This is a genomic window from Adlercreutzia caecimuris B7 (assembly GCF_000403355.2).
Lineage (GTDB): Bacteria > Actinomycetota > Coriobacteriia > Coriobacteriales > Eggerthellaceae > Adlercreutzia > Adlercreutzia caecimuris.
On record NZ_KE159646.1, the window covers coordinates 563659 to 583687 of the forward strand.

At 66.1% G+C, this 20029-nt stretch carries 16 protein-coding genes; 12 read left to right on the forward strand and 4 right to left on the reverse strand.

Annotated features, from left to right (window positions below):
- The first annotated feature begins 22 nt into the window (after positions 1-22).
- The 5 genes from rnd to C811_RS06555 all read left to right on the forward strand — a co-directional run bounded on the left by rnd (position 23) and on the right by C811_RS06555 (position 5092).
- Positions 23-1174, forward strand: coding sequence for a ribonuclease D (gene rnd, locus C811_RS06535; RefSeq protein ID WP_016308720.1), 1152 nt, complete (start codon positions 23-25; stop codon positions 1172-1174).
- Between the two features lie 135 nt (positions 1175-1309).
- On the forward strand, positions 1310-1975 hold the full coding sequence (locus C811_RS06540) for a zinc metallopeptidase (RefSeq protein ID WP_016308721.1): 666 nt from the start codon (positions 1310-1312) through the stop codon (positions 1973-1975).
- A gap of 19 nt (positions 1976-1994) precedes the next feature.
- Positions 1995-3455, forward strand: coding sequence for an exodeoxyribonuclease VII large subunit (gene xseA, locus C811_RS06545; RefSeq protein WP_016308722.1), 1461 nt, complete (start codon positions 1995-1997; stop codon positions 3453-3455).
- A complete protein-coding gene (gene xseB, locus C811_RS06550) occupies positions 3452-3727 on the forward strand; it encodes an exodeoxyribonuclease VII small subunit (protein ID WP_016308723.1) in 276 nt (91 codons plus the stop codon). The genes xseA and xseB overlap by 4 nt, the downstream gene beginning before the upstream one ends.
- Positions 3728-3871: 144 nt before the next feature.
- Positions 3872-5092: an acetate/propionate family kinase gene (locus tag C811_RS06555; protein WP_016308724.1), complete on the forward strand. Its 1221-nt coding sequence runs from the start codon at positions 3872-3874 to the stop codon at positions 5090-5092.
- A gap of 214 nt (positions 5093-5306) precedes the next feature.
- On the opposite strand, the gene pta is transcribed toward C811_RS06555, so the two are convergent.
- Entirely contained in the window at positions 5307-6299 is a 993-nt protein-coding gene (gene pta / locus C811_RS06560) for a phosphate acetyltransferase (RefSeq protein ID WP_016308725.1), read from the reverse strand.
- A 228-nt stretch (positions 6300-6527) separates the two neighbouring features.
- Here pta and glf point away from each other — a divergent pair, with 228 nt between their 5' ends.
- The 3 genes from glf (at position 6528) to C811_RS06575 (ending at position 9866) form a co-directional block, all read left to right on the forward strand.
- Positions 6528-7805: a UDP-galactopyranose mutase gene (gene glf, locus C811_RS06565; RefSeq protein WP_016308726.1), complete on the forward strand. Its 1278-nt coding sequence runs from the start codon at positions 6528-6530 to the stop codon at positions 7803-7805.
- 11 nt (positions 7806-7816) lie between these two features.
- The gene (locus tag C811_RS06570) at positions 7817-8836 is read left to right on the forward strand and encodes a glycosyltransferase family 2 protein (protein WP_016308727.1); all 1020 of its coding nucleotides are present in this window, start codon (positions 7817-7819) and stop codon (positions 8834-8836) included.
- 202 nt (positions 8837-9038) lie between these two features.
- On the forward strand, positions 9039-9866 hold the full coding sequence (locus C811_RS06575) for a type III pantothenate kinase (RefSeq protein WP_016308728.1): 828 nt from the start codon (positions 9039-9041) through the stop codon (positions 9864-9866).
- 64 nt (positions 9867-9930) lie between these two features.
- Here the strand turns inward: C811_RS06575 and dinB are convergent, their stop codons facing one another.
- Entirely contained in the window at positions 9931-11235 is a 1305-nt protein-coding gene (dinB, locus tag C811_RS06580) for a DNA polymerase IV (RefSeq protein WP_022926409.1), read from the reverse strand.
- Positions 11236-11327: 92 nt separating this feature from the next.
- A complete protein-coding gene (locus C811_RS06585) occupies positions 11328-12200 on the reverse strand; it encodes a DegV family protein (protein ID WP_016308730.1) in 873 nt (290 codons plus the stop codon).
- Between the two features lie 279 nt (positions 12201-12479).
- Between C811_RS06585 and ileS the strand changes: the two genes are divergently transcribed.
- Genes ileS through hemH form a run of 4 tightly spaced genes read left to right on the forward strand, consistent with a single transcriptional unit; the run spans position 12480 to position 18157 of the window.
- Positions 12480-15320, forward strand: a complete 2841-nt coding sequence (ileS, locus tag C811_RS06590) for an isoleucine--tRNA ligase (protein WP_016308731.1) — start codon at positions 12480-12482, stop codon at positions 15318-15320.
- Entirely contained in the window at positions 15321-15908 is a 588-nt protein-coding gene (gene lspA / locus C811_RS0102900) for a signal peptidase II (protein WP_016308732.1), read from the forward strand.
- Between the two features lie 10 nt (positions 15909-15918).
- Positions 15919-16977, forward strand: coding sequence for an RluA family pseudouridine synthase (locus C811_RS06595; RefSeq protein WP_016308733.1), 1059 nt, complete (start codon positions 15919-15921; stop codon positions 16975-16977).
- Complete coding sequence (hemH, locus tag C811_RS06600) at positions 16970-18157, forward strand: ferrochelatase (RefSeq protein ID WP_035009011.1); 1188 nt, start codon at positions 16970-16972, stop codon at positions 18155-18157. Before C811_RS06595 ends, hemH begins: the two co-directional genes overlap by 8 nt.
- Before the next feature lie 127 nt (positions 18158-18284).
- Here the strand turns inward: hemH and C811_RS06605 are convergent, their stop codons facing one another.
- Positions 18285-19952, reverse strand: coding sequence for an FAD-dependent oxidoreductase (locus C811_RS06605; RefSeq protein ID WP_016308735.1), 1668 nt, complete (start codon positions 19950-19952; stop codon positions 18285-18287).
- Between the last annotated feature and the right edge of the window lie 77 nt (positions 19953-20029).

Sequence of the window (20029 nt, forward strand, 5' to 3'; positions counted from 1 at the left end):
ACCCCAACGAACAAGGACCAACGTGGAATACATTGCGAACCAAGAAAACCTCGAGGCTTTCGTCCGCCGCGCGGCCTCGTCTTCGGTTCTGGCCATCGATACCGAGTTTTTGCGCGAGAAGACCTATTACGCGAATCTGTGCCTGCTGCAGCTGGCCACCGACACGGAGGTGGCCGTGGTCGACCCCTTCGCCATCGAGGATCTTGCCGTTGTCGTTCCCTTGTTGGAAGACCCCTCCATCGTGAAGCTGTTCCATGCGGGTAGCCAGGATCTGGAGATACTCTACCGAGAGCTCGGCGTGCTACCGAGCCCCTTGTTCGACACCCAGGTGGCGGCGACGCTTCTGGGGCACACCCAGCAGATCGGCTACGGACCGCTCGTGCACAGCTTGTGCGGGGTGAACCTGAAGAAGAGCGACTCGTTCACCGATTGGTCGCGACGCCCCTTGTCCGACTCCCAGCTGGAATACGCGGCCGACGATGTGGTGTACCTGCCGAAGATGTACCGTATCATGCGGGAGCGTCTGGAAGCGAAGGGGCGCCTCTCCTGGCTCGACAACGACTTCGCGGCGATGGCCGATCCGGCCAACTACGTGAGCGACGCGAGCGAGCGGTTTCGCCGCCTGAAGCGCGTGGGCCAGCTCAATCGTCGCCAGCTCTCGGCGGCCCGCGAGGTCGCTTGCTGGCGGGAGCTTACGGCCCAGGATCGCAACGTGCCCCGCAAGTGGGTGCTCACCGACGAGCAGGTGGTGGAGGCCTGCCGCCGGGAATCGCGCACCATCGACGAGCTGTTCATGGTGCGAGGCGTGCGCGAGAAGCTGTGCACACGCGATGCGCGCGCCGTGGCGGCAGCCCTCGTGCGCGGTCTGGACGCGCCGGTGGAGAAGTGGCCGGAGCTGGACAAGTGCCTGAAGAGCGAGCCGAACGTGGACGCCGAGCTCGATCTTATGGAGGCCATTGTGCGCCTGCGGGCCAAGGAGAACGACATAGCCATGCAGACCTTGGCGAGCCACGGTGATTTGGCGAAGGTGGCCCGCGGCTACCGTGAGGGGGTCGACGTGCTGCGCGGATGGCGACGGGCTATCGTGGGAGAGGAACTGCTGGATCTTCTCGCCGGCCGGATCACCCTGTCGCTGGGCCCTGCAGGACTCGTCGTCACGAAAATGGGCTCCTAGTCTTCAACGCATCCGCCGCGCCTGCTCTTTACGTATCTTTCACGCATTCGCCGTCGAGTGCCCTGCCATCTGGGACGCTTGTCTATAATATCGTGCAAACATTTTCGGAAGCGCGTTCCCAAGGAGTGAGAGACGATGATTTCCAACAGCTACCTTATGCTCGTCGTGGTGACCTTGATTATCGGCATGGGCGCCCAGTGGTATGTGAACCACAAATTGAAGACCTACAGCCACGTGGCCAATTCCACGGGGCTCACCGGATCCGAGGCCGCTCGCCAGATGCTCGCTTACTACGGCATCACGAACGTGCAGGTATTCCGGGGCGGCCCAGGTCAAGATTTCTTCGACCCGCGCAGCAACTCGGTGACGTTGTCGCCGGAGGCCTACGACGGCCGCACCATCACGGCCACTGCCACGGCTTGCCATGAGGTGGGCCATGCCTGCCAGTTCGCCCAGGACTACGCCCCCATGAAGATTCGCGGCGCCATCGTGCCGGCGGTGAACTTGGCCTCCAATGCCTGGATCTTCCTGCTTATGGCGGGTATCTTCCTGCATATTTCGGGGCTGACCACGGCCGCCATCATCATGTACGCCGTGGTGGTGCTCTTCCAGCTGGTCACCTTGCCGGTGGAGTTCAACGCATCCCAGCGGGCCATGGTCTACATGGGTCAAATCGGCCTTCCCGCCCAGGAGCGCAAGGGCGCCTTCGATGTGCTGCGCGCCTGCGCCTTCACCTACCTGGCGGCGGCCCTCACCTCGGTGCTGCAGCTGCTCTGGCTGTTGAACCAGCGCGAGGACTAGGCGCGATCGGGGCGGATCGGTGACAGACGACGCGGAATTGGCGGCAAGCGAGGAGAAGGCCGAGCCGGCCCTGTCGGTATCGGCCGCCATGGGGCTTGCCAAAGGAGCCCTGGAATCGATCGTCGTTCGCCTGGTGGGCGAGGTGTCCGAGCTGAACGACAAGCCGGGCTACAAGGCCGTCTACTTCACGGTGAAGGACGAGAAGGCGTCGCTTCCCTGCATGATGTGGATGAGCCGCTACCAGGCTGCCGGCGTGCAGCTTGCCGTAGGCGCGCTCGTGGAGATGACGGGACGCTTCTCGCTGTACGCGGCGAAGGGCCGTATGAACTTCGATGTGTTCTCGGTGACGCTTGCCGGCGAGGGACAGCTGCGCCTGCAGGTGGCCAACCTCGCCCGGGAGTTGGAGGCCATGGGCCTTATGGCGCCCGAGCGCAAACGGCCCCTGCCAGCCTACCCGCAGGTCATCGGCATCGTCACCTCACCGCGCGGCTCGGTCATCCACGACATGCTTCGCACGCTGCGTCGGCGCTACCCTCTGGCGAAGGTGCTCTTCGCCGGGGTGCCCGTGGACGGGCCCGGTGCGGCAGATGCCATGGTGGACGGTTTGGCGAAGGTGGTGTTCGCCGGCGCCGAGATGGTGCTTCTGGGCCGTGGCGGCGGCTCCTTCGAGGATCTCATGCCCTTCAACGACCGGCGTCTTGCGCGCACGATCGCCGCCTGTCCCGTACCCGTGGTGACCGGCATCGGGCATGAGACCGACACCACCATCGCCGATATGGTGTCCGATGTGCGGGCGAGCACGCCCACCGCCGCCGCCGAGGCCGTGGCCCCGGCCCGCGAGGAGACCGACGGTCGCCTGGTCGCGCTCGGCCGCTCGCTGCACCGGGCCGAGGAGCGGCGTCTCGACGGCGCGGCCCGCGCGCTCGAGCGCATCGAGGCGCTCTCCCTCTTTCGCGAGCCGATGCGCCTGTTCGATGCCGAGGCGCTCACCTTGGACGATCTGTCCGATCGGCTGTCCCGCTCTCTGCCTGCTATGCTGCGGGAGGATCGCCACGCCCTGTCGCTGCTCGGCGCGGGGCTTGCGCGTATGCTGCCGGGGCTGCTCACTGCCCCCCGCGGGGCGGTGGACGCCGATGCCGGCCGTCTGGCGTTGCGCGGGAGCTCGCTCGTCGAGCGCTTCGATGCCGCTGTTGCCGATGGGCATCGACGGCTCCGAGGCGCCGGGGAGCGCCTGCCCGAGCGCTTCGCCGCGGCTCTCTCGGTGAATGCCGCGCGCCTGCACGACCTCTCGCCGTTGACCGTGCTCGCCCGCGGCTACGCCATCGCCCGGGGCGAGGGGAATGCCGTCGTGCGTTCCGTGGCCCAGACGCCGCCTGGCTCGGCGCTCACCGTGACCGTGGCCGATGGCGAGATCGACTGCACCGTAAACGACACGCGCCGCATTGAGGTGGCGGTGGAAGATTGGAAGGAAGACCGATGACCGACAGTGAAGCTGCCCTGACGGAGGGCGCACCGCGCCCCGTGGACGATCTGACGTTTCGCGAGGCCCTGGCCGAGCTCGAGTCCATTGTGGCGGTGCTGGAGAGCAATACGCTGGAGCTGGAGGAGAGCCTGGCCTCCTACGAGCGCGGCGTGGTGCTGCTCGGCTCGCTTCAGAAGCGTCTGGCAAGCGCCGAGCAGCAGGTGGAGGTGCTCATGGGGGAGCTGGCCGCCGCTCCCGACGACGCGGCCCGCGATACGACGCTCTCCTAGGTGCGGTTCGCGCCGCCCGCAGGAGCCGTGCGCGCCCAATCGGCGAGCGGCCGCCCGCTCGCCGATGTTGGCATATCCCGTCGCGAGACGCTTTCGCGGTGCTCCTACAATAAGCGGATACCCATTGATTAGGAGGTAGGTCCTGTGAACGTCCTCGTTATCAACGCTGGTTCCTCGTCGCTGAAGTACCAGCTCGTCAATGTCGAGACCCAGGAGGTGCTTGCCAAGGGCATCTGCGAGCGGGTCGGCTCCGCCGAGGCCTTCCACAAGCACGGCATCGATGACAACGAGCTCGTCATCGACGAGCCCATGGAAGACCACAACGCCGCCATGGCTGTCGTGCTCGAGGCGCTCACCTCCGGTCCGAACAAGGCCATCGACTCCCTCGACGACATCGACGCCATCGGGCACCGCGTGGTGCAGGGCGGCAAGTACTTCGATCGCTCCGTCGTCATCGACGACGACGTCATCGCCAAGATCGACGAGCTGGCCGAGCTCGCGCCCCTGCACAACAAGGCGGCGCTCATGGGCATCGAGGCCTGCCGCACCCAAATGCCCGGTAAGCCCATGGTGGCCGTGTTCGACACCTCGTTTTTCCAGTCCATCCCGCCGAAGGCCTACATGTACCCGTTGCCCTACGAGCTGTACGAGAAGTACGCCATCCGCAAGTACGGGGCCCATGGCACCTCCCACCGCTACATCTCCGAGCGGGCCGCCGCCTTCATGGACGAGCCCATCGAGGACTTGAAGCTCATCACCTGCCACCTCGGCAACGGCTGCTCTATCTCCGCCATCGACCACGGCGTGGCCGTGGACACCTCCATGGGCCTGACGCCCCTGGACGGCCTCATGATGGGCACCCGCTGCGGCGCCATCGACCCGGCCATCGTGCCCTTCATCATGGAGAAAGAGGGCCTGTCCACCCAAGAGGTGAACGACCTCATGAACAGGAAGAGCGGGCTTTTGGGCATCTCGGGCATCTCCAACGACCTGCGCAGCGTGAAGGAGGCCTCCGAGGCGGGCGACGAGCGTGCGCAGCTGGCCTACGAGATGTACTCGAATTCCGCGAAGAAGTATATCGGCCAGTACATCGCCGTCATGGGTGGTGTGGATGCCATCGTGCTCACTGCCGGCGTGGGCGAGAACTGCGAGAAGATGCGCCGCATGATCTTCGCAGGCCTGCAGCCGCTCGGCATAAAGATCGACCCGGAGAAGAACAAGCTGCGCGGCCATGAGCGCGAGATCTCCACCGACGACTCGGCCGTGCGCATCGTGGTCATCCCCACCAACGAGGAGTACATGATCGCCCGCGACACCTACCAGCTCGTGAAGGAAGGCTCCTTGGAAGTGTCCGAGCTGGCGTAACGGATCGCCTTGGTAGTTGCAGCTTCTCGCAAATCGCATCGGGCGGGGCTGCAAAGATGCGGTATTTGGCGCGATTTGTTTAGGTTTTTGGGCCATGAAGCGGGAAAAGCGGTCAAATGACCGCTTTTCCCGCAGATGATCTATGCATTTCGGCTCCTAATGCGCATCGATGCCGAAAAGGGGCCGATATGTGCTGATGCCGGCCGGAATCGATCTACCTGCCTTGGGCCTGCACTGCCGTAATGGCTACCACGCCCACGATGTCGTCGGCGGAGCATCCGCGGGACAGGTCGTTCACCGGGGCGGCGATGCCCTGGAGGATGGGGCCGTAGGCTTCGGCCTTGGCCAGGCGCTGCACGAGCTTGTAGCCGATGTTGCCGGCGTCGATGTCGGGGAACACGAGCACGTTGGCACGGCCGGCCACGGGCGAGGCGGGGGCCTTCGCCGCGCCGATCTCGGGCACGATGGCGGCATCCAGCTGCAGCTCGCCGTCTACCGCGAGCTCGGGCGCCAGCTCCTTCACGAGCGCCGTGGCCCGCACCACCTTGTCGGCATCGTCGTTTTTGGCCGACCCGTAGGAAGAGTGCGACAGCATGGCCACCACCGGCTCGGCGCCGTCGATGAGGCTTCTCCAAGCGGCCTCGGCATTGATGGCGATCTGGGCCAGCCGCTCGGCGTCGGGCTGCACCTCAAGGCCGCAGTCGGAGAACAGGAAGGTGCCCTCATGGCCCAAATCGCAGTCGGGCACGTTCATGACGAAGAACGAGCTGACCATCTGCGCGCCAGGGGCGGTCTTCAGAATCTGAAGGGCCGGGCGCAGCACATCGCCGGTGGAGTGGCAGGCGCCGGAGACGAGGCCCGCGGCCTCGCCCTCCTTCACCATCATCATGCCGAAGTACAGCTCGTTGTCCATGAGCTCGAGAGCCTGCTCGGGCGTCATGCCCTTTTTGGCGCGCAGCTCGGCCAGGCGCGCGGCGTAGGGCTTGCGTAGCTCGGAAGTGAGCGGATCCACGATACGGGCGCCCGCAAGATCGCAGCCGGCGGTGGCGATGTCGTCGGGGTTGCCGAGGATGACGAGGTCGGCGATGTCCTCGGCGAGGATCTTCTCGGCGGCCTGCAAGGTGCGGATGTCGTTGCCCTCGGGCAGCACAATGGTCTTCTTGTCGGCCTTCGCCTGGGCAATCATGGTATCGAGGAATGCGCTCACGGGCATCTCCTTTCTCCGGTGGGAATGAGTCCGCCTCCCATGATAGGGCACCGCCGCTCTCTCACGCCCGCGCGGCGCGATGCGCGGCCGGCGTGAGGTTCATATATTCGGTTTGTATGTGAACCTTTTCGCCGACGGGCGGGGGAGTAGGTACAATATCCGCTGAGAACATCTGCCCGGCGCGCCTGGCGCTGCGGAACCCACCGAGACAGACCGAGGAGCCGACCCATGCCCGTGAACTACGCCGATTTTCGCGCCATCGACATCGCCGACTTCGACGCGGTGGTCGTCGGCTCCGGATTCGCCGGTGCCGTGACCGCCCGCCAGCTGGCCGAGCAAGGGGGGCTGCGCGTGCTCGTCATCGAGAAGCGCGCGCACATCGCCGGTAACGCCTACGACGCCTACGACGAGGCGGGCATTCTCGTGCACCGCTACGGGCCGCATATCTTCCATACGAACAGCCGCGAGGCCTACGAGTTCCTCGGCCGCTTCACGAAGTGGTCGAGCTACCAGCACCGGGTGCTCGCCGACTGGTACGGCACCTATATGCCCGTGCCCTTCAACAAGAATTCCATGGAGATCGCTTTCGGCGACGAGAAGGCGGCCCGCCTCATCCAGAAGCTCATCGACACGTTCGGCGACGAGCGCAAGGTGACCATCAACGAGCTGCGTGCCCAGGACGACCCCGAGCTGGCCGAGGTGGCCGACTTCGTGTACCAGAACGTGTTCCTCTACTACACCCAGAAGCAGTGGGGACTCACCCCCGAGGAAGTGGATCCGTCGGTGACGGCGCGCGTGCCGGTGTTCATCTCGCGCGACGACCGCTACTTCCAGGACGAGTTCCAGGGCATGCCCGAGGACGGCTACACGCGCCTGTTCGAGGAGATGCTTGCCCACGAGCGCATCTGCGTGTGCCTGGACACCGAGGCCGAGAGCGTCTTCGAGCTTATGTTCGAAAGCGGTGCGGAGGATGCGCCCCTCTCGGCCATCCGCATCAAGGGGGAGGTCTTCGAGGGGCCTATCGTGTACACCGGACCTTTAGACGAACTCTTTCTCGCGCGCTTCGGGCGGCTGCCCTACCGCTCCCTCGAGTTTGTCTACGAGACCTTCGAGGAGAACTACCACCTGCCCTGCGGCACGGTGAACTACACGGTGACCGAGGACTTCACGCGCATCACCGAGTTCAAGTGGCTCACCGAGCAGAAGGGGCCGCGCACCACCATCATGCGCGAGTACCCCCGGGCCTACGAGGATCCGTCCACCCAGATTCCCTATTACGCCATCATCAACGACGAGAACACCGCCCGCTACGAGCGCTACCGTCGCCTGACCGACGCGCTGCCGAACTTCTACCCGCTGGGGCGTCTGGCCGAGTACCGCTACTTCAACATGGACAAGGTGGTCGTCGACGCCTTGGCCGCCTCCGAGCGCATTCTGTTCGCGCTCGACCACCCTGACGCGCCGGATGCGCCCGACGCCACTTCCTCCGCCACCCCCGCCCTCTAGGAGCCGCTGCCATGAAGACCATCACCTTCGCCGTGCCCTGCTACAACTCCGCTGCCTATATGGATCATTGCGTGGAAACGCTTCTGGCCTGCGGCGACGATATCGAGATTTTGTTGGTGGACGACGGATCTGTGAAGGACGACACCGCCGAGATCGCCGACCGGTGGGAGCGCGAGCATCCCGGCGTCGTGCGGGCCATCCACCAGCCCAACAAGGGCCACGGCGGCGCGGTGAACACGGGGCTTGAGAACGCGACCGGCTTCTACTTCAAGGTGGTTGACTCCGACGACTGGCTGGATGCCGCGGCCATGTTCCCGCTCATGGAGTACATGCGCACCCAGGTGGAGGCCCCGGTGCCCTGCGACATGGTGGTGGCCAACTACGTCTACGAGAAGGTGGACGAGGGCGTGCAGAAGGTCATGGGGTATTCCAACGTGCTGCCCGAGGGCTACGAGTTCGGCTGGGACGAGGTGGGTACCTTCCTGCCGAGCCAGTACCTGCTCATGCACTCGGTGTACTACCGCACCGAGATGCTGAAAAAGATGCACCTCACGCTGCCCGAGCACACGTTCTACGTGGACAACATCTTCGTCTACGAGCCCTTGGTGCACGTGCGCACTATGCGCTACTTCAACGTGGACGCTTACCGTTACTTCATCGGGCGGGAGGACCAGTCGGTCAACGAGAAGGTGATGATGGGCCGCATGGACCAGCAGCTGCGCGTCACCCGCCAGATGATCGACAACGTGGACCCGCAGGCGGTGCGCAACCGCCATCTGCGCCACTACCTGCGCAACTACCTGTCCATGATGATGTGCATCTGCTCGGTGTTCCTACGCATGCGCGGCGGGGAGGAGGACGAGGAGGATCTGAAGGGCATCTGGGCCTACCTCAAGGAGCAGAACCCGTCGCTCTACCGCCGGGTGCGCACCAACGCGCTGAACCTGGCGACGAACCTGCCCACCGAGGCGGGCGAGAAAATCGGCCTCAAGGGCTATCAGATCGCCCAGAAGATCTTCAAGTTCAACTAAGTGTTCCGTTCGCCCTACGGGACGAACGGACAAGCCGACGCTGCGAGGTCCTGCCGCGTTTCAGCTTCGCCCTTGTTTTGGCCACGGCGCGTACCGAAGTACGCTTGGGCCAAAGGCGGCCGAATCAGAAACGCGGCAGGGCCTCTCGCTGACTTCCTGGGGCGATGCGGCGACCGTGGAACACCGATGAATCGGAGAAAAAATGAGTTTGATACTGGCCATCGATATTCGCAACACGCACACGCGCCTCGGCCTGGCGGCCGATGGGGTGCTCGCGGCCCAGTGGTCGGTGGGAACGGACGCGGGCTGCACAGCCGATGAGGCGGTGTCCTGCGTGGCCACGTTCTTCGACGCCGTTGACTGCGGCCTGGCGCCGCTTGCGCCTGATGCGGCCCTCGCGCCGGCCGACCTGCCCTCGCGGGCGCCCCTGGCCGACGGGGCCATCATCGCCTCGGTGTTCCCGTCGCTGACCGAGGTGTGGGTGGAGGCGGCCCGGCGCCTGACCGGCACGCGCCCCCTCACCGTGGGGCCCGGGCTTAAAAGCGGCCTCAAGATGGCGTTTTCGGACCCCTCCTCGGTCGGCGCCGACCGGGTGGCCGAGATGGTGGCCGCGAAATCGGCCTGGGGCGCCCCGGTGCTCGTGGTGGATCTGGGCACCTCCACCACCTTCGAGCTGCTCGATCGCGAGGGGTCCTTCAAGGGCGGCATCATCGCGCCGGGCATGCGCCTGGGGGCGGCGGCCCTGGCGCAGGGCGCGGCCCAGCTGCCCGCCGTGGAGCTGCGGGCGCCGCGTGCGCTTTTGGGCCGCAGCACTGAGGCGGCCATGCAGTCGGGCATCGTCATGGGGGAGGTGGCCCGCATCGACGGGCTCATCGATATGATCTGGGAGGACGCCGGCTACAGGACACCGGTGGTGCTCACGGGGCGCGGGGCGGAGTCCATCGCGGCCCTCATGGGCCACGAGGCGTCGGTGGATCAGGCCCTCGGCCTGCGCGGCCTCGTGGAGCTCTTCTACATGAACCGTCGCTAGGGAGACGGCCGGGGTTGCTCCGCTGTCAACTGGCGCCCGGCGCCGTTCGGCGCCGCCGCATCCGCTACTTGTAGTCCTCCACGTTCTTCGACGAGCTGCCCGTGGTGTTGCCCTCGTTGCGAAGCTCGAAGCCGAAGCGCACCGTGGCGTCGCCGAAGCGGTCGCGCAGGGCATCGGTGGCCGCCAGAAGCTGGCGGCGCTTCGCGTCGTCGGCGATGAGGGGCGCGCTCTCATTTCGCTCTGACCCCTTCTCGCCCCCATCCAGCCCGTCGGCATCGAAGAGGCTCTCCTGCACCGGCCCCGTCTCCTCCTCGAAGTGGCTCACGGCCACCCCGAGCAGGCGCACCTTCGCCCCGGGGAACCACACGTCGTCCACCATGGCGTGCACCACAGGGGCGAAGGCCAGGTCGTCGTCGGTGGGGGAGGGAAGTTGCCGCTGCACCGAGCGGGTGGTGCGGTCGGAAAAGCGCACCTTCAGGGCCACGGTGCGCCCGGCGAGCCCCTTGCGACGCAGGCGGCGGCCCACCTTGGCCGCGATGGTGGAGAGCGCCGCCTCGATGTCGGCCCGCTCGGTGAGGTCGCGGGCGAAGGTGACCTCGTTGGAGACCGACTTCACCGTATCGTCCTCCTCCACGGGCGAGCGGTCGCGGCCCAAGGCCCGCTCGCGCATCATCTCGCCGTTCTTCCCGAACACCCGCCGCAGAAGCGAGGCATCGGCGCGGCCCATATCGCCCAAAGTGCGGATGCCGTGGGCCGTGAGCACCCGCTCGGCCGCAGCGCCCACGCCGCTTACGGTGCGCACGGGCAAATCGGCCAGGAAGGCCTCCTCGGTACCGGGCCATACCACGGTAAGCCCCCGGGGCTTGTCGATATCTGAGGCGATTTTGGCCACCGACTTGGTGGCGCCCACTCCTATGGAGCAGGTGACGCCGAGGGCGGCTACGCGGCGCTGGATGCGCTCGGCTATGCGCACGGGGTGCTCGGTGTTCACGGATGTGGGGGAGACGTCCATGAAGGCCTCGTCGATGGAGACCTGCTGCACGTGGGGCGTCTCGTCGCGCAGGATGGCCATGATGGCCGCCGAAATCTCGCGGTAGCGGTGGAAGTTGCCGTGGGTCCAGATGGCGTCGGGACACAGCTCGCGGGCGAGCGAGGCGGCCATGGCGCTGCGCACGCCGAAGGCGCGGGCCTCGTAGGAACAGGTGGACACCACCCCGTGGGCGTCCGCATCGCCGCCCACGATGACGGGCTTGCCGCGCCAGCCGGGGTGATCGAGCTGCTCCACCGAGGCGAAGAAGGCGTCCAAATCCACGAGCAGGATGGCCGGCCCCTCCCAGGGCGCAAGCGTTATGTCGAGGGCATCGTCCATGGGCTCATTGTAGCGCATGGGAGCTGGAAAGGGTACATCTGTTCTGAGCATGCCGAAAAAGAGAGCCGGCCGCGCGGCCGGCTCGTCGGAGCTTAGCGCTCGCTCGCCAGGAAGAACAGGGCCATGGTGCCTGGGCCCGAGTGGGCGCCGATGACCGGATCCACCCAGTTGATGAGGACGTCGCTCACGCCGAAGCGCTCGCGGACGAGATCGGCCACGTACTCGGCATCTTCCAGGCAGTCGCCGTGGGTGATGAACACCGTCTGGTCGGCCACGGGGGACATGGCCGTCTGCTCCATGTGGTCCACGAGGGCCTTGAGCGATTTCTTGCGCCCGCGCACCTTCTCGAGCGGAATGAGGTGCCCCTCGTCGTCCACGTGCATGACCGGCTTGATGTTCAGAAGCGTGCCCGCCCAGGCGCTCGTGCGCGAGACGCGGCCGCCGCGGAACAGGAACATGAGGTCGTCCACGGTGAACCAGTGGGCCAGGTGCAGCTTGTGCTCTTCCACCCAGTCGCGCACCTTTTCGATGGACGCCCCCTCCTCGCGCATCTTCGCCGCGTAGTAGACGAGCAGGCCCTCGCCGAGCGAGGCGGCGAGCGTGTCCACGGAGGCTACCGTGCGGTCGGGGTACAGTCCTGCCAGCTCGGTGAGCAGGAGCTCGATAGCCTGGTAGGTACCGGAAAGGCCGCTGGAAAATCCCAAGTAAAGCACATCGCGGCCCTCCCTCAGCAGCGCCTCGATGCTCTCGCGGGACTCCTTCAGGTTCGGAAGCGAGGTGGTGATGACCTTCCCCTCGCGCATCATGGTGTAGAACTGGGACAGATCGGTCTTCTCGCCCTTCAGGTAGCTGCGGTACTCCTCGCCGTCCACCATGAAGGTAAGCGGCAGCACCGTCAGATCGTGCTGGTCGATGATATCCTCGGGCAGGTTGCTCGACGAATCGGTGACGATGGCAAAGCTCATGGGCGCTCCTATCGGGTTCTCGGGCCCGCGTCTCCTCGGCGCGCCCGCGTTTCGCTGGCGCTATTCTAGCGCAAGGAGCGCAGGGGAGGGCGGTGGGAGGGAAAGCTGTAACCTAGGCCGCGGCACCCTTCGGCGGTTTTTACGCGCAGAGGTCGCCGCGACCTGTTCACGGTCGCCTTTCCTTGCCGTATACTAGACCAGTTGCACATCCGGGCACGCTTGTGCGGCGCGCCCTCGAACCATAGCCGGATGCGAGACGGGAAGAAGAGGTAGTTTACGGTGGCAAGCAATTACAAGGACACGATGAACCTGCCCAGCACCGATTTTCCCATGCGCGGGAACCTGCCGGCGCAGGAGCCCAAGCGCTTGGAGACATGGCAGAAAGAGGACATCTACCGCCGTGTGCTGGAGAAGAACGCCGACGGCAAGCCCTTCATTCTGCACGATGGGCCGCCCTACGCCAACGGCCCGATCCACATCGGCCATTCCTTTAACAAGATCCTCAAGGACTTCGTGGTGAAAAGCCATGCCCAGCGCGGGTATTTCAGTCCCTATATTCCCGGCTGGGACTGCCACGGCCAGCCTATCGAGCACATGGTGGAGGTGACCATCGGCCCTGAGCGCATGGCCGAGATCAGCCAACCGGAGCTGCGCCAGCTGTGCCGCGAGTGGGCCGAGAAGTACGTCGATATCCAGCGCGAGGGCTTCAAGCGCCTCGGCGTGAACGCCGACTGGGAGCATCCCTACCTCACGTTCATCCCGAACTACGAGGCGGGCAATGTGGAGATCTTTAAGGATCTGTACCTGAAGGGCTCGGTCTACCGCGGTCGCAAGCCCATCCACTGGTGCACGAACTGCCACACCGCCCTGGCCGAGGCCGAGATCGAGTACGGCGACGAGGTGTCGCCGTCCATCTACGTGAAGTTCAAGCTGGACGCCATGCCTGGCATCTTCGAGGCCGCCGGGGCCGCAGGCGACGCCTATCTGCTCATCTGGACCACCACTCCCTGGACGCTGCCCGCGAACACCGCCGTGTCGCTGGCGCCTGAGGCCGATTACGTGATGGTGCAGGTGGAAGGCTCCAACCTCATCATGGCCAAGGAGCTGGTGGAGACCGTGGCCGAGGTGGCCGGCTGGGAGGACTACGCGCTCGTGGCCGGATCGTCTGGCGAGCCGGTGGCGCTGAAGGGCAAGCAGCTGTTCGGCCTCACCTACACCGCGCCCGTGCGTCACGATATCACCGGCACGGTCATCTACGGCGATCATGTCACCCTGGACACCGGTACCGGTGCTGTGCATACGGCTCCCGGGCACGGTCAGGACGACTACCTCGTGGCGCTCGAGTTCGACATTCCGCTGCTCATGCCCGTGGATGACAACGGCGTGTTCACCGACGAGGCCGGCCGCTTCGCGGGGCTTTCCACCGACGAGGCCAACCCGGTTATCATCGACTGGCTGCGCGAGCAGGGGACGCTTGTGGCCGAGAAGAAGATCAACCACTCCTACCCGCACTGCTGGCGCTGCCATCAGCCGGTCATCTTCCGCGCCACCGACCAGTGGTTCGTCTCCATGGACAAGAACGCCCTGCGGGAGCGAGCGCTCACGGCCATCAACTCTGAGGTGAGCTGGGTGCCGGCCTGGGCGAAGAACCGCATCGGGTCCATGGTGGCCGACCGTCCCGACTGGTGCATCTCGCGTCAGCGCAGCTGGGGCGTGCCCATCCCCGTGTTCAAGTGCGCCAAGTGCGGCTCCACCGTGGCCACCGAGGAGACCTTCGACGCGGTGATCGAGCTGTTCAACACCAAGGGCGCCGACGCGTGGTTCACCATGGAGCCTTCCGAGTACCTGCCGCGCGGCACGAAGTGCGAGGTCTGCGGCTGCACCGAGCTTCTGCCCGAGAAGGACATCTTGGACGTGTGGTGGGAGTCCGGCGTGTCCCACACCAGCGTGTGCCGCCACCGCGCGAGCGAGGGCCTGCGCTTCCCGGCCGATCTGTACCTGGAAGGTTCCGACCAGCACCGCGGCTGGTTCCAGTCGTCGCTGCTCACTTCCATCGGCGCCTTCGGCGTGCCGCCCTACCGCTCGGTCATGCACTGCGGCTTCACCGTGGACGAGGAGGGGCGCAAGATGTCGAAGTCTCTCGGCAACGGCATCGACCCGGTGGAGATGTGCGAGAAGTTCGGCGCCGACGTGCTGCGCCTGTGGGTGTCCTCCTGCGACTATTCCCAGGATGTGTCCATCTCCGACGGCATCTTGAAGCAGGTGTCGGACGCCTACCGGCGCTTCCGCAACACCTTCCGCTTCCTTTTGGGCAACCTGGACGACTTCGGCCCGGCCGACTTTGTGGACTGGGACGATCTGGAGCCCATCGACCAGTGGCAGATGGTGCGCACCCTGCAGCTGCTCTCCGAGGTCGAGGCGGCTTACGAGGCGCTGAAGTTCAACGCCGTGTACCGTGCGCTCTACGAGTACGTGAACGACCTGTCGGCCGTGTACATGGACGTGACCAAGGACCGTCTCTACGCCGAGGCGCCCGCATCCCCGCGTCGCCGCGCCGTGCAGACGGTGCTCATGAACATCCTCGAGGTGCTCGTCCGCGTGATGAGCCCCATCCTGTCGTTCACCACCGACGAGGTGTGGGACTGCTACCCGCCCGCGTGGCGCGAGGAGGAGGGCCGTCCCGTGTCGGTGCAGCTGGCCGGCTGGCCCGCTGCCGCCGACTTCACGCCGGCGGTGCCCGCCGACGGCGCGGAGCAGGTGGCGGCCTTCGAGGAGATGATGGCCGTGCGCGAGGTGGTCACCAAGGCCCTCGAGGACGCCCGCGCGGCGAAGATCATCGGCAAGAGCCAGGAGGCCGCCGTTGTGATCACCGCTCCGGCTGCCGTGGTGGCCACGGCGAGCACCTTCGATCCCGCCGTGTTCGAGGAGCTGTTCATCGTGGCGTCGGTGGCCTTCGGGGAGGGCGCCGACGATGAGGTGAGCGCCGTGGTGACGGTGGCCGCAGGCGAGAAGTGCCCGCGCTGCTGGAACATCCGCGAGCTCGGCGGCGACCCGTCGCATCCCGACGTGTGCGAGCGCTGCGGCGCGGCCCTGGACGCCATCGGGTACAAGGGCGAGTAGATGCGCCGCCGCAACCTGTGCGTGTTCGCTGCCGTGGTGCTTCTGTGGCTGGCGGCCGACATCGCCACGAAGGCGGTCTGCAACGGCTACGGGCTCGGCGAGGTCATCGCCGGGCCCTTCCTCGGCCTTATCCAGTTCCGCCTGGCCCACAACACGGGAGCCGCCTGGGGCATGTTCGATGACTCCACTTTCGCCCTCGGCGTCATGTCGCTTCTGGTCTGCGCGGCGCTTACGGCCTACCTTGTCGCCACGGCGAAGCGGGCGAACCTTGCGGAGGTCATCGGCGTCGCGCTCGTGGTGGCCGGCGGCCTCGGCAACGCGCTCGACCGCTTCACCTTGGGCTACGTGGTGGACTTCATCGACACCACCTTCATCGAGTTCCCCACCTTCAACGTGGCTGACATCGGCGTCACCTGCGGGTTCGTGCTGTTCTTCGCGGGCATGCTCTGGGGGATGCGACGCGACGGGCTTACGACGGCTTGTGTGGACGCGGGGCAGCCTGGGGCCGACGATGCCGCCGACGAGGCGGCCGGGCCGTCCGGCGATGTACCCCGAACGGGCGATGCTTGTGGTCCCCAAGGTCGGTAAGGTGGGTTCCATGACAAGATCGCTCTGCCATATCGTTTCCGCCGAGGATGCCGGCAGCCGCCTGGACGCGCTTGCCGCGGCCCGGGGCTTGTACGTGTCGCGTTCGGCGGCGGCCCGGGCCATCGAGGAGGGCCGGGTGTTCGTGAACGGTGCCACGGTTTCCAAGAAGCACGCCGTGGTCGCGGGCGATACCATTGTCTACGAGGTGGACGACGAGCCGGAGTCTGTCGTGGTCTACGGCGAGCCCATCGATCTGGACATTCGCTACGAGGACGAGGATGTGCTCGTACTCTCCAAGCAGGTGGGCCTTGTCTGCCATCCCTCGGTCGATCATACCCACGGGACGCTGGTGAACGCGCTTATCTGGCATTGCGGCGAGGAGAACCTCTGCAACGTGCAGGGGGAAGAGGCCGATCGCCTCGGCATCGTGCACCGGCTCGATCGCGACACCTCCGGGCTCATGCTGGCGGCCAAGACCGACGAGGCCGGTCGCGAGCTCATGGCCCAGATCCAGGATCGCGCGGTGGACCGCCACTACCTTGCCCTCGTCCACGGTATCGTGGCTCACGACACCGGCATGATCGACGCTCCCATCGCGCGCTCGGCCGACGAGCGCTGCCGCATGGCCGTACGCGACGTGCCGAGCGCCCGCGAAGCCATCACCACCTTCCGCGTGCTGGAGCGCTTCGAGGCCGGCCCCAAGGACGACGGCTACAGCCTTATCGAGTGCAAGCTGTTCACCGGGCGTACCCACCAGATCCGCGTGCACATGCAGTACACGCGCCATCCCATTGTGGGGGATCCGGTCTACAACGCCCACGGGCCGCGGGATGAGCGGGCCCAGTTGGGCCTGCGCCGCCAGTTCCTCCATTCCTACAGCATCGCCTTCGAGCATCCTGCAACCGGCGAGCCCATGGCCTTCGCCGATCAGCTGCCCCGCGATCTCGCCGAGGCCCTGGACGAGCTCGCGTCGCGCTCGGTCGGGGTGACGGATGCCGGTCGCGAGGTGTACGCCCTCATGGAGTCGTCGCCTGCGCCCTCGGTGGAAGGGGTGGTGCCCAGTGAGTAGGAAGATCGTACCTGTGCCGGGCAAGGTGGGCGTCGTCATCGCGAATACGGGCACCCCCGCGGCACCGACCAAGAAGGCCGTGCGCAAGTACCTGTCCCAGTTCCTCATGGACCCGCGCATCTGCCCCATGCCTCGTCCTATCTGGTGGATGCTGCTGCATACGGTCATCTTGGGGAAACGCTCGAAGGCTTCGGCTGAGAAGTACCGCACCATCTGGACGGCGGCGGGCTCTCCTATGACCGTGGCCTACGAGGCGCTCGAGCGCGGCCTTGCCGACTACTATGCCGAACGCGGGCTCGCTGTGGAAGTGCGCGCTGCCATGAGCTACGGCAAGCCCTCGCTCAAGCAGGCGGTCAAGGAGCTCAAGGATGCCGGCTGCACGCGTTTGGTCGTGCTGCCCATGTATCCGCAGTCAGCGTTCTCCACCACCTCCTCGGTGGCCGACGGCGTGGCCCGGGCCGTGCGCCGAGCCCGCTGGAAGCATCCGGTCGATTTCATCGACGAGTACAGCGAGAATCCCGTCTACATCCGCGCCATCGCCGCATCGGTTCGCAACGCCGGTTTCTCGGAAGAGCGTGGCGATCGCCTTCTGTTCTCCTACCACTCCATTCCTCTGAAGGACATCGAGGCAGGGGACGTCTACGAGCTGCAGACCGGGGCCACGAGTCTGGCCGTAGCCGGCGAGCTGGGGCTCGATCGCCGGAGCTGGACCATCAGCTACCAGAGCCGTTTCGACAAGGGTCGCACGTGGCTTTCGCCCTTCACCCGGCCTACCCTGGTACGTCTGGCCCGGGCCGCTGAACCGAACAGCCGTCTGTTCCTCGTGTGCCCGAACTTTGCCGTGGACTGCCTGGAGACCCTCTACGATGTGCCTCACGAGTTGGAGCCGATCTACCGCGCGGCCCTGGCCGGCGAGATCGTGGATGCCGATGAGGAGCCCGGCGCTCTGGAAAACACCGGCAAGCGCGCCGCCCGGTGCGACGCGCATCTGGAGGCGCACCGCGATGTGGCGCGTACCGTGCGCATGAAGCGCGCCGCCGACGATTTCCGCCGCGGCGCTCATCGTCAGATTGCCGATGACGAGCCCTTCGTCTACGTGCCGTGCCTCAACAAGTCGCGGGCCCACCTGAAGGTGCTCGCCGCCGTGCTCGCCCCCTATGTGGGCGATGCCGAGGCCTAGCGCTTTGGAAGACGCATCGACGCCCGCTACGAGGAAAGCCCCCGATTCGGGGGCTTTCTCATGGGATGTGCCGTGGCAGGAGGGAGGGTGCGCTGCCGTGGCGGGGATGGGCTGATCTGGCTGCGGCTTAGGCCTCGGCCAGATCATGGCCGAGCATGTAGCCGAAGGTGATGCAGCGGCCGTGGGAGTTGCCGGCCACGTTGATGGGGTAGTCCACCGCGGTGATGTCGCCCATGATGTTGCCGAGCACGTAGAGGCCCTCGATGACCTCGCCGTTCTCGTCGAGGCACTGGAAGTCGTTGTTGCACTTCAGGCCGCCGCAGACGGCGAGCAGTGCCGGACCGACCTTCAGCGCGTAGAAGGGGCCTTCCTTCACGGGGGTGAGGAACACGGGCTTCTTGTAGTAGTCGGTGTCCTCCCCGGCCTCGCACATGCCGTTGTAGCGCTCCACCGTGGCGGAAAGCACGGAGGCATCGCAGCCGATCTGGACCGCCAGGTCCTCGATGGTGTCGGCCTCGTAGGCGATGCCCTGCTTCACGTACTCGGGAATCTGGGTCTTGAAGTACTCGGGGGCCAGCTCAAGGTCGCTGCCGTAGGGACGGAAGCTGTCCCAGAACATGCCGCCGCCGTAGGGCAGGCCGTTCACGAGGTCGGTCGGCCAGTTGGCGTCGAAGATGGACCACGCTTCGCCGCCCGGCTGCTTGTTGATGGCCAGCGACTTGCCCTGCACCCAGGTGTCCTCGCACATGAAGCGCTCGCCGTTGTCGTTCACGAACAAAAACGGCCCGTGGAACCAGCAGAAGGCCTGGGGGTGCATCATAGTGGGGAAGGGCAGGTCCTGCAGCTGGGCGCCGATCCACATGCCCATCTTATGGCCGTCGCCGGTGTTCGCGCCGGCCGGGGTGTACTGGCTGCGGGGCTGGCCGTACTCGGCGCAGATGGGGGCGTAGGCCTCGCACATCTCGAGGCTGCCGCCGATGTCGCCGGTGGCCAGCACGACGCCCTTGGCGGCGTTGTACTGCACGTAGCCCTCGCCGGTCTCGCAGATGCAGCCGGTCACCTTGCCGGCATCGTCCTTCAGAAGCTGCACGGCGGGGGAGTCGAAGACGAACTCGGCGCCGTCGCGCACGGCGTCCAGGTAGCACAGCTCGGCGCCGGCGAATCCGGTGGAAGTGAGGCCGGCCTCCTCGGGGATCATGAGCATGTGGTAGCCCGGCTGCTCGGCGTACACGTCGTCGTGGCTGTAGAAGGCGCCCACCATGGCGGAGCCGCCCAGGGCCTCGCACTTGTCGAGCAGCCAGTTGGAGGCCTCCTCGGAGTTGTTGAAGAACTTCACGATGAGGTCCTCGTTCGCGCGGCTGGCGCACTGGGCGATCCAGTGCTGCTTGGCGTTCACCTTATCGACCTTGACGCCCAGCTCCTCCATGTAGCGGGAGTTGATGGCACCGAAGCCGCCGCCGCGGCCGTTGAAGCTCGAGGTCTTCTCCACTACGGTCACCTTGCCGCCCTTCTCGGCGGCCGCGGCCGCGCAGGCGCAGCCGGCAAGACCCGCGCCGATGACGAGGATGTCGGTATCGACGGTGGAGGCAATATCGGTGATGGGCTCGGGAGCGATCTCCCACTCGTAGGCGGTCTGGCCGGTGGCGGCCATGGGCGCGTCGCCGGAAGCGCCGCTTTCGGCGGGGGCCGCCGGGGAGCAGCCGGCCAGGCCCATGGCGGCCGCACCTGCGGCCGTTGCGGCGCCGAGGCCGAGGAACGCGCGACGGGACAGGCCCTTGGAATTCGTGTTGGTCATAGGTTTCCCTTTCTTCTCAGTGCGGAGCCCTCCGCTCCGCCTCTGGTCCTAGGGAGTGCCGTCGTGCGCGGTTCGCA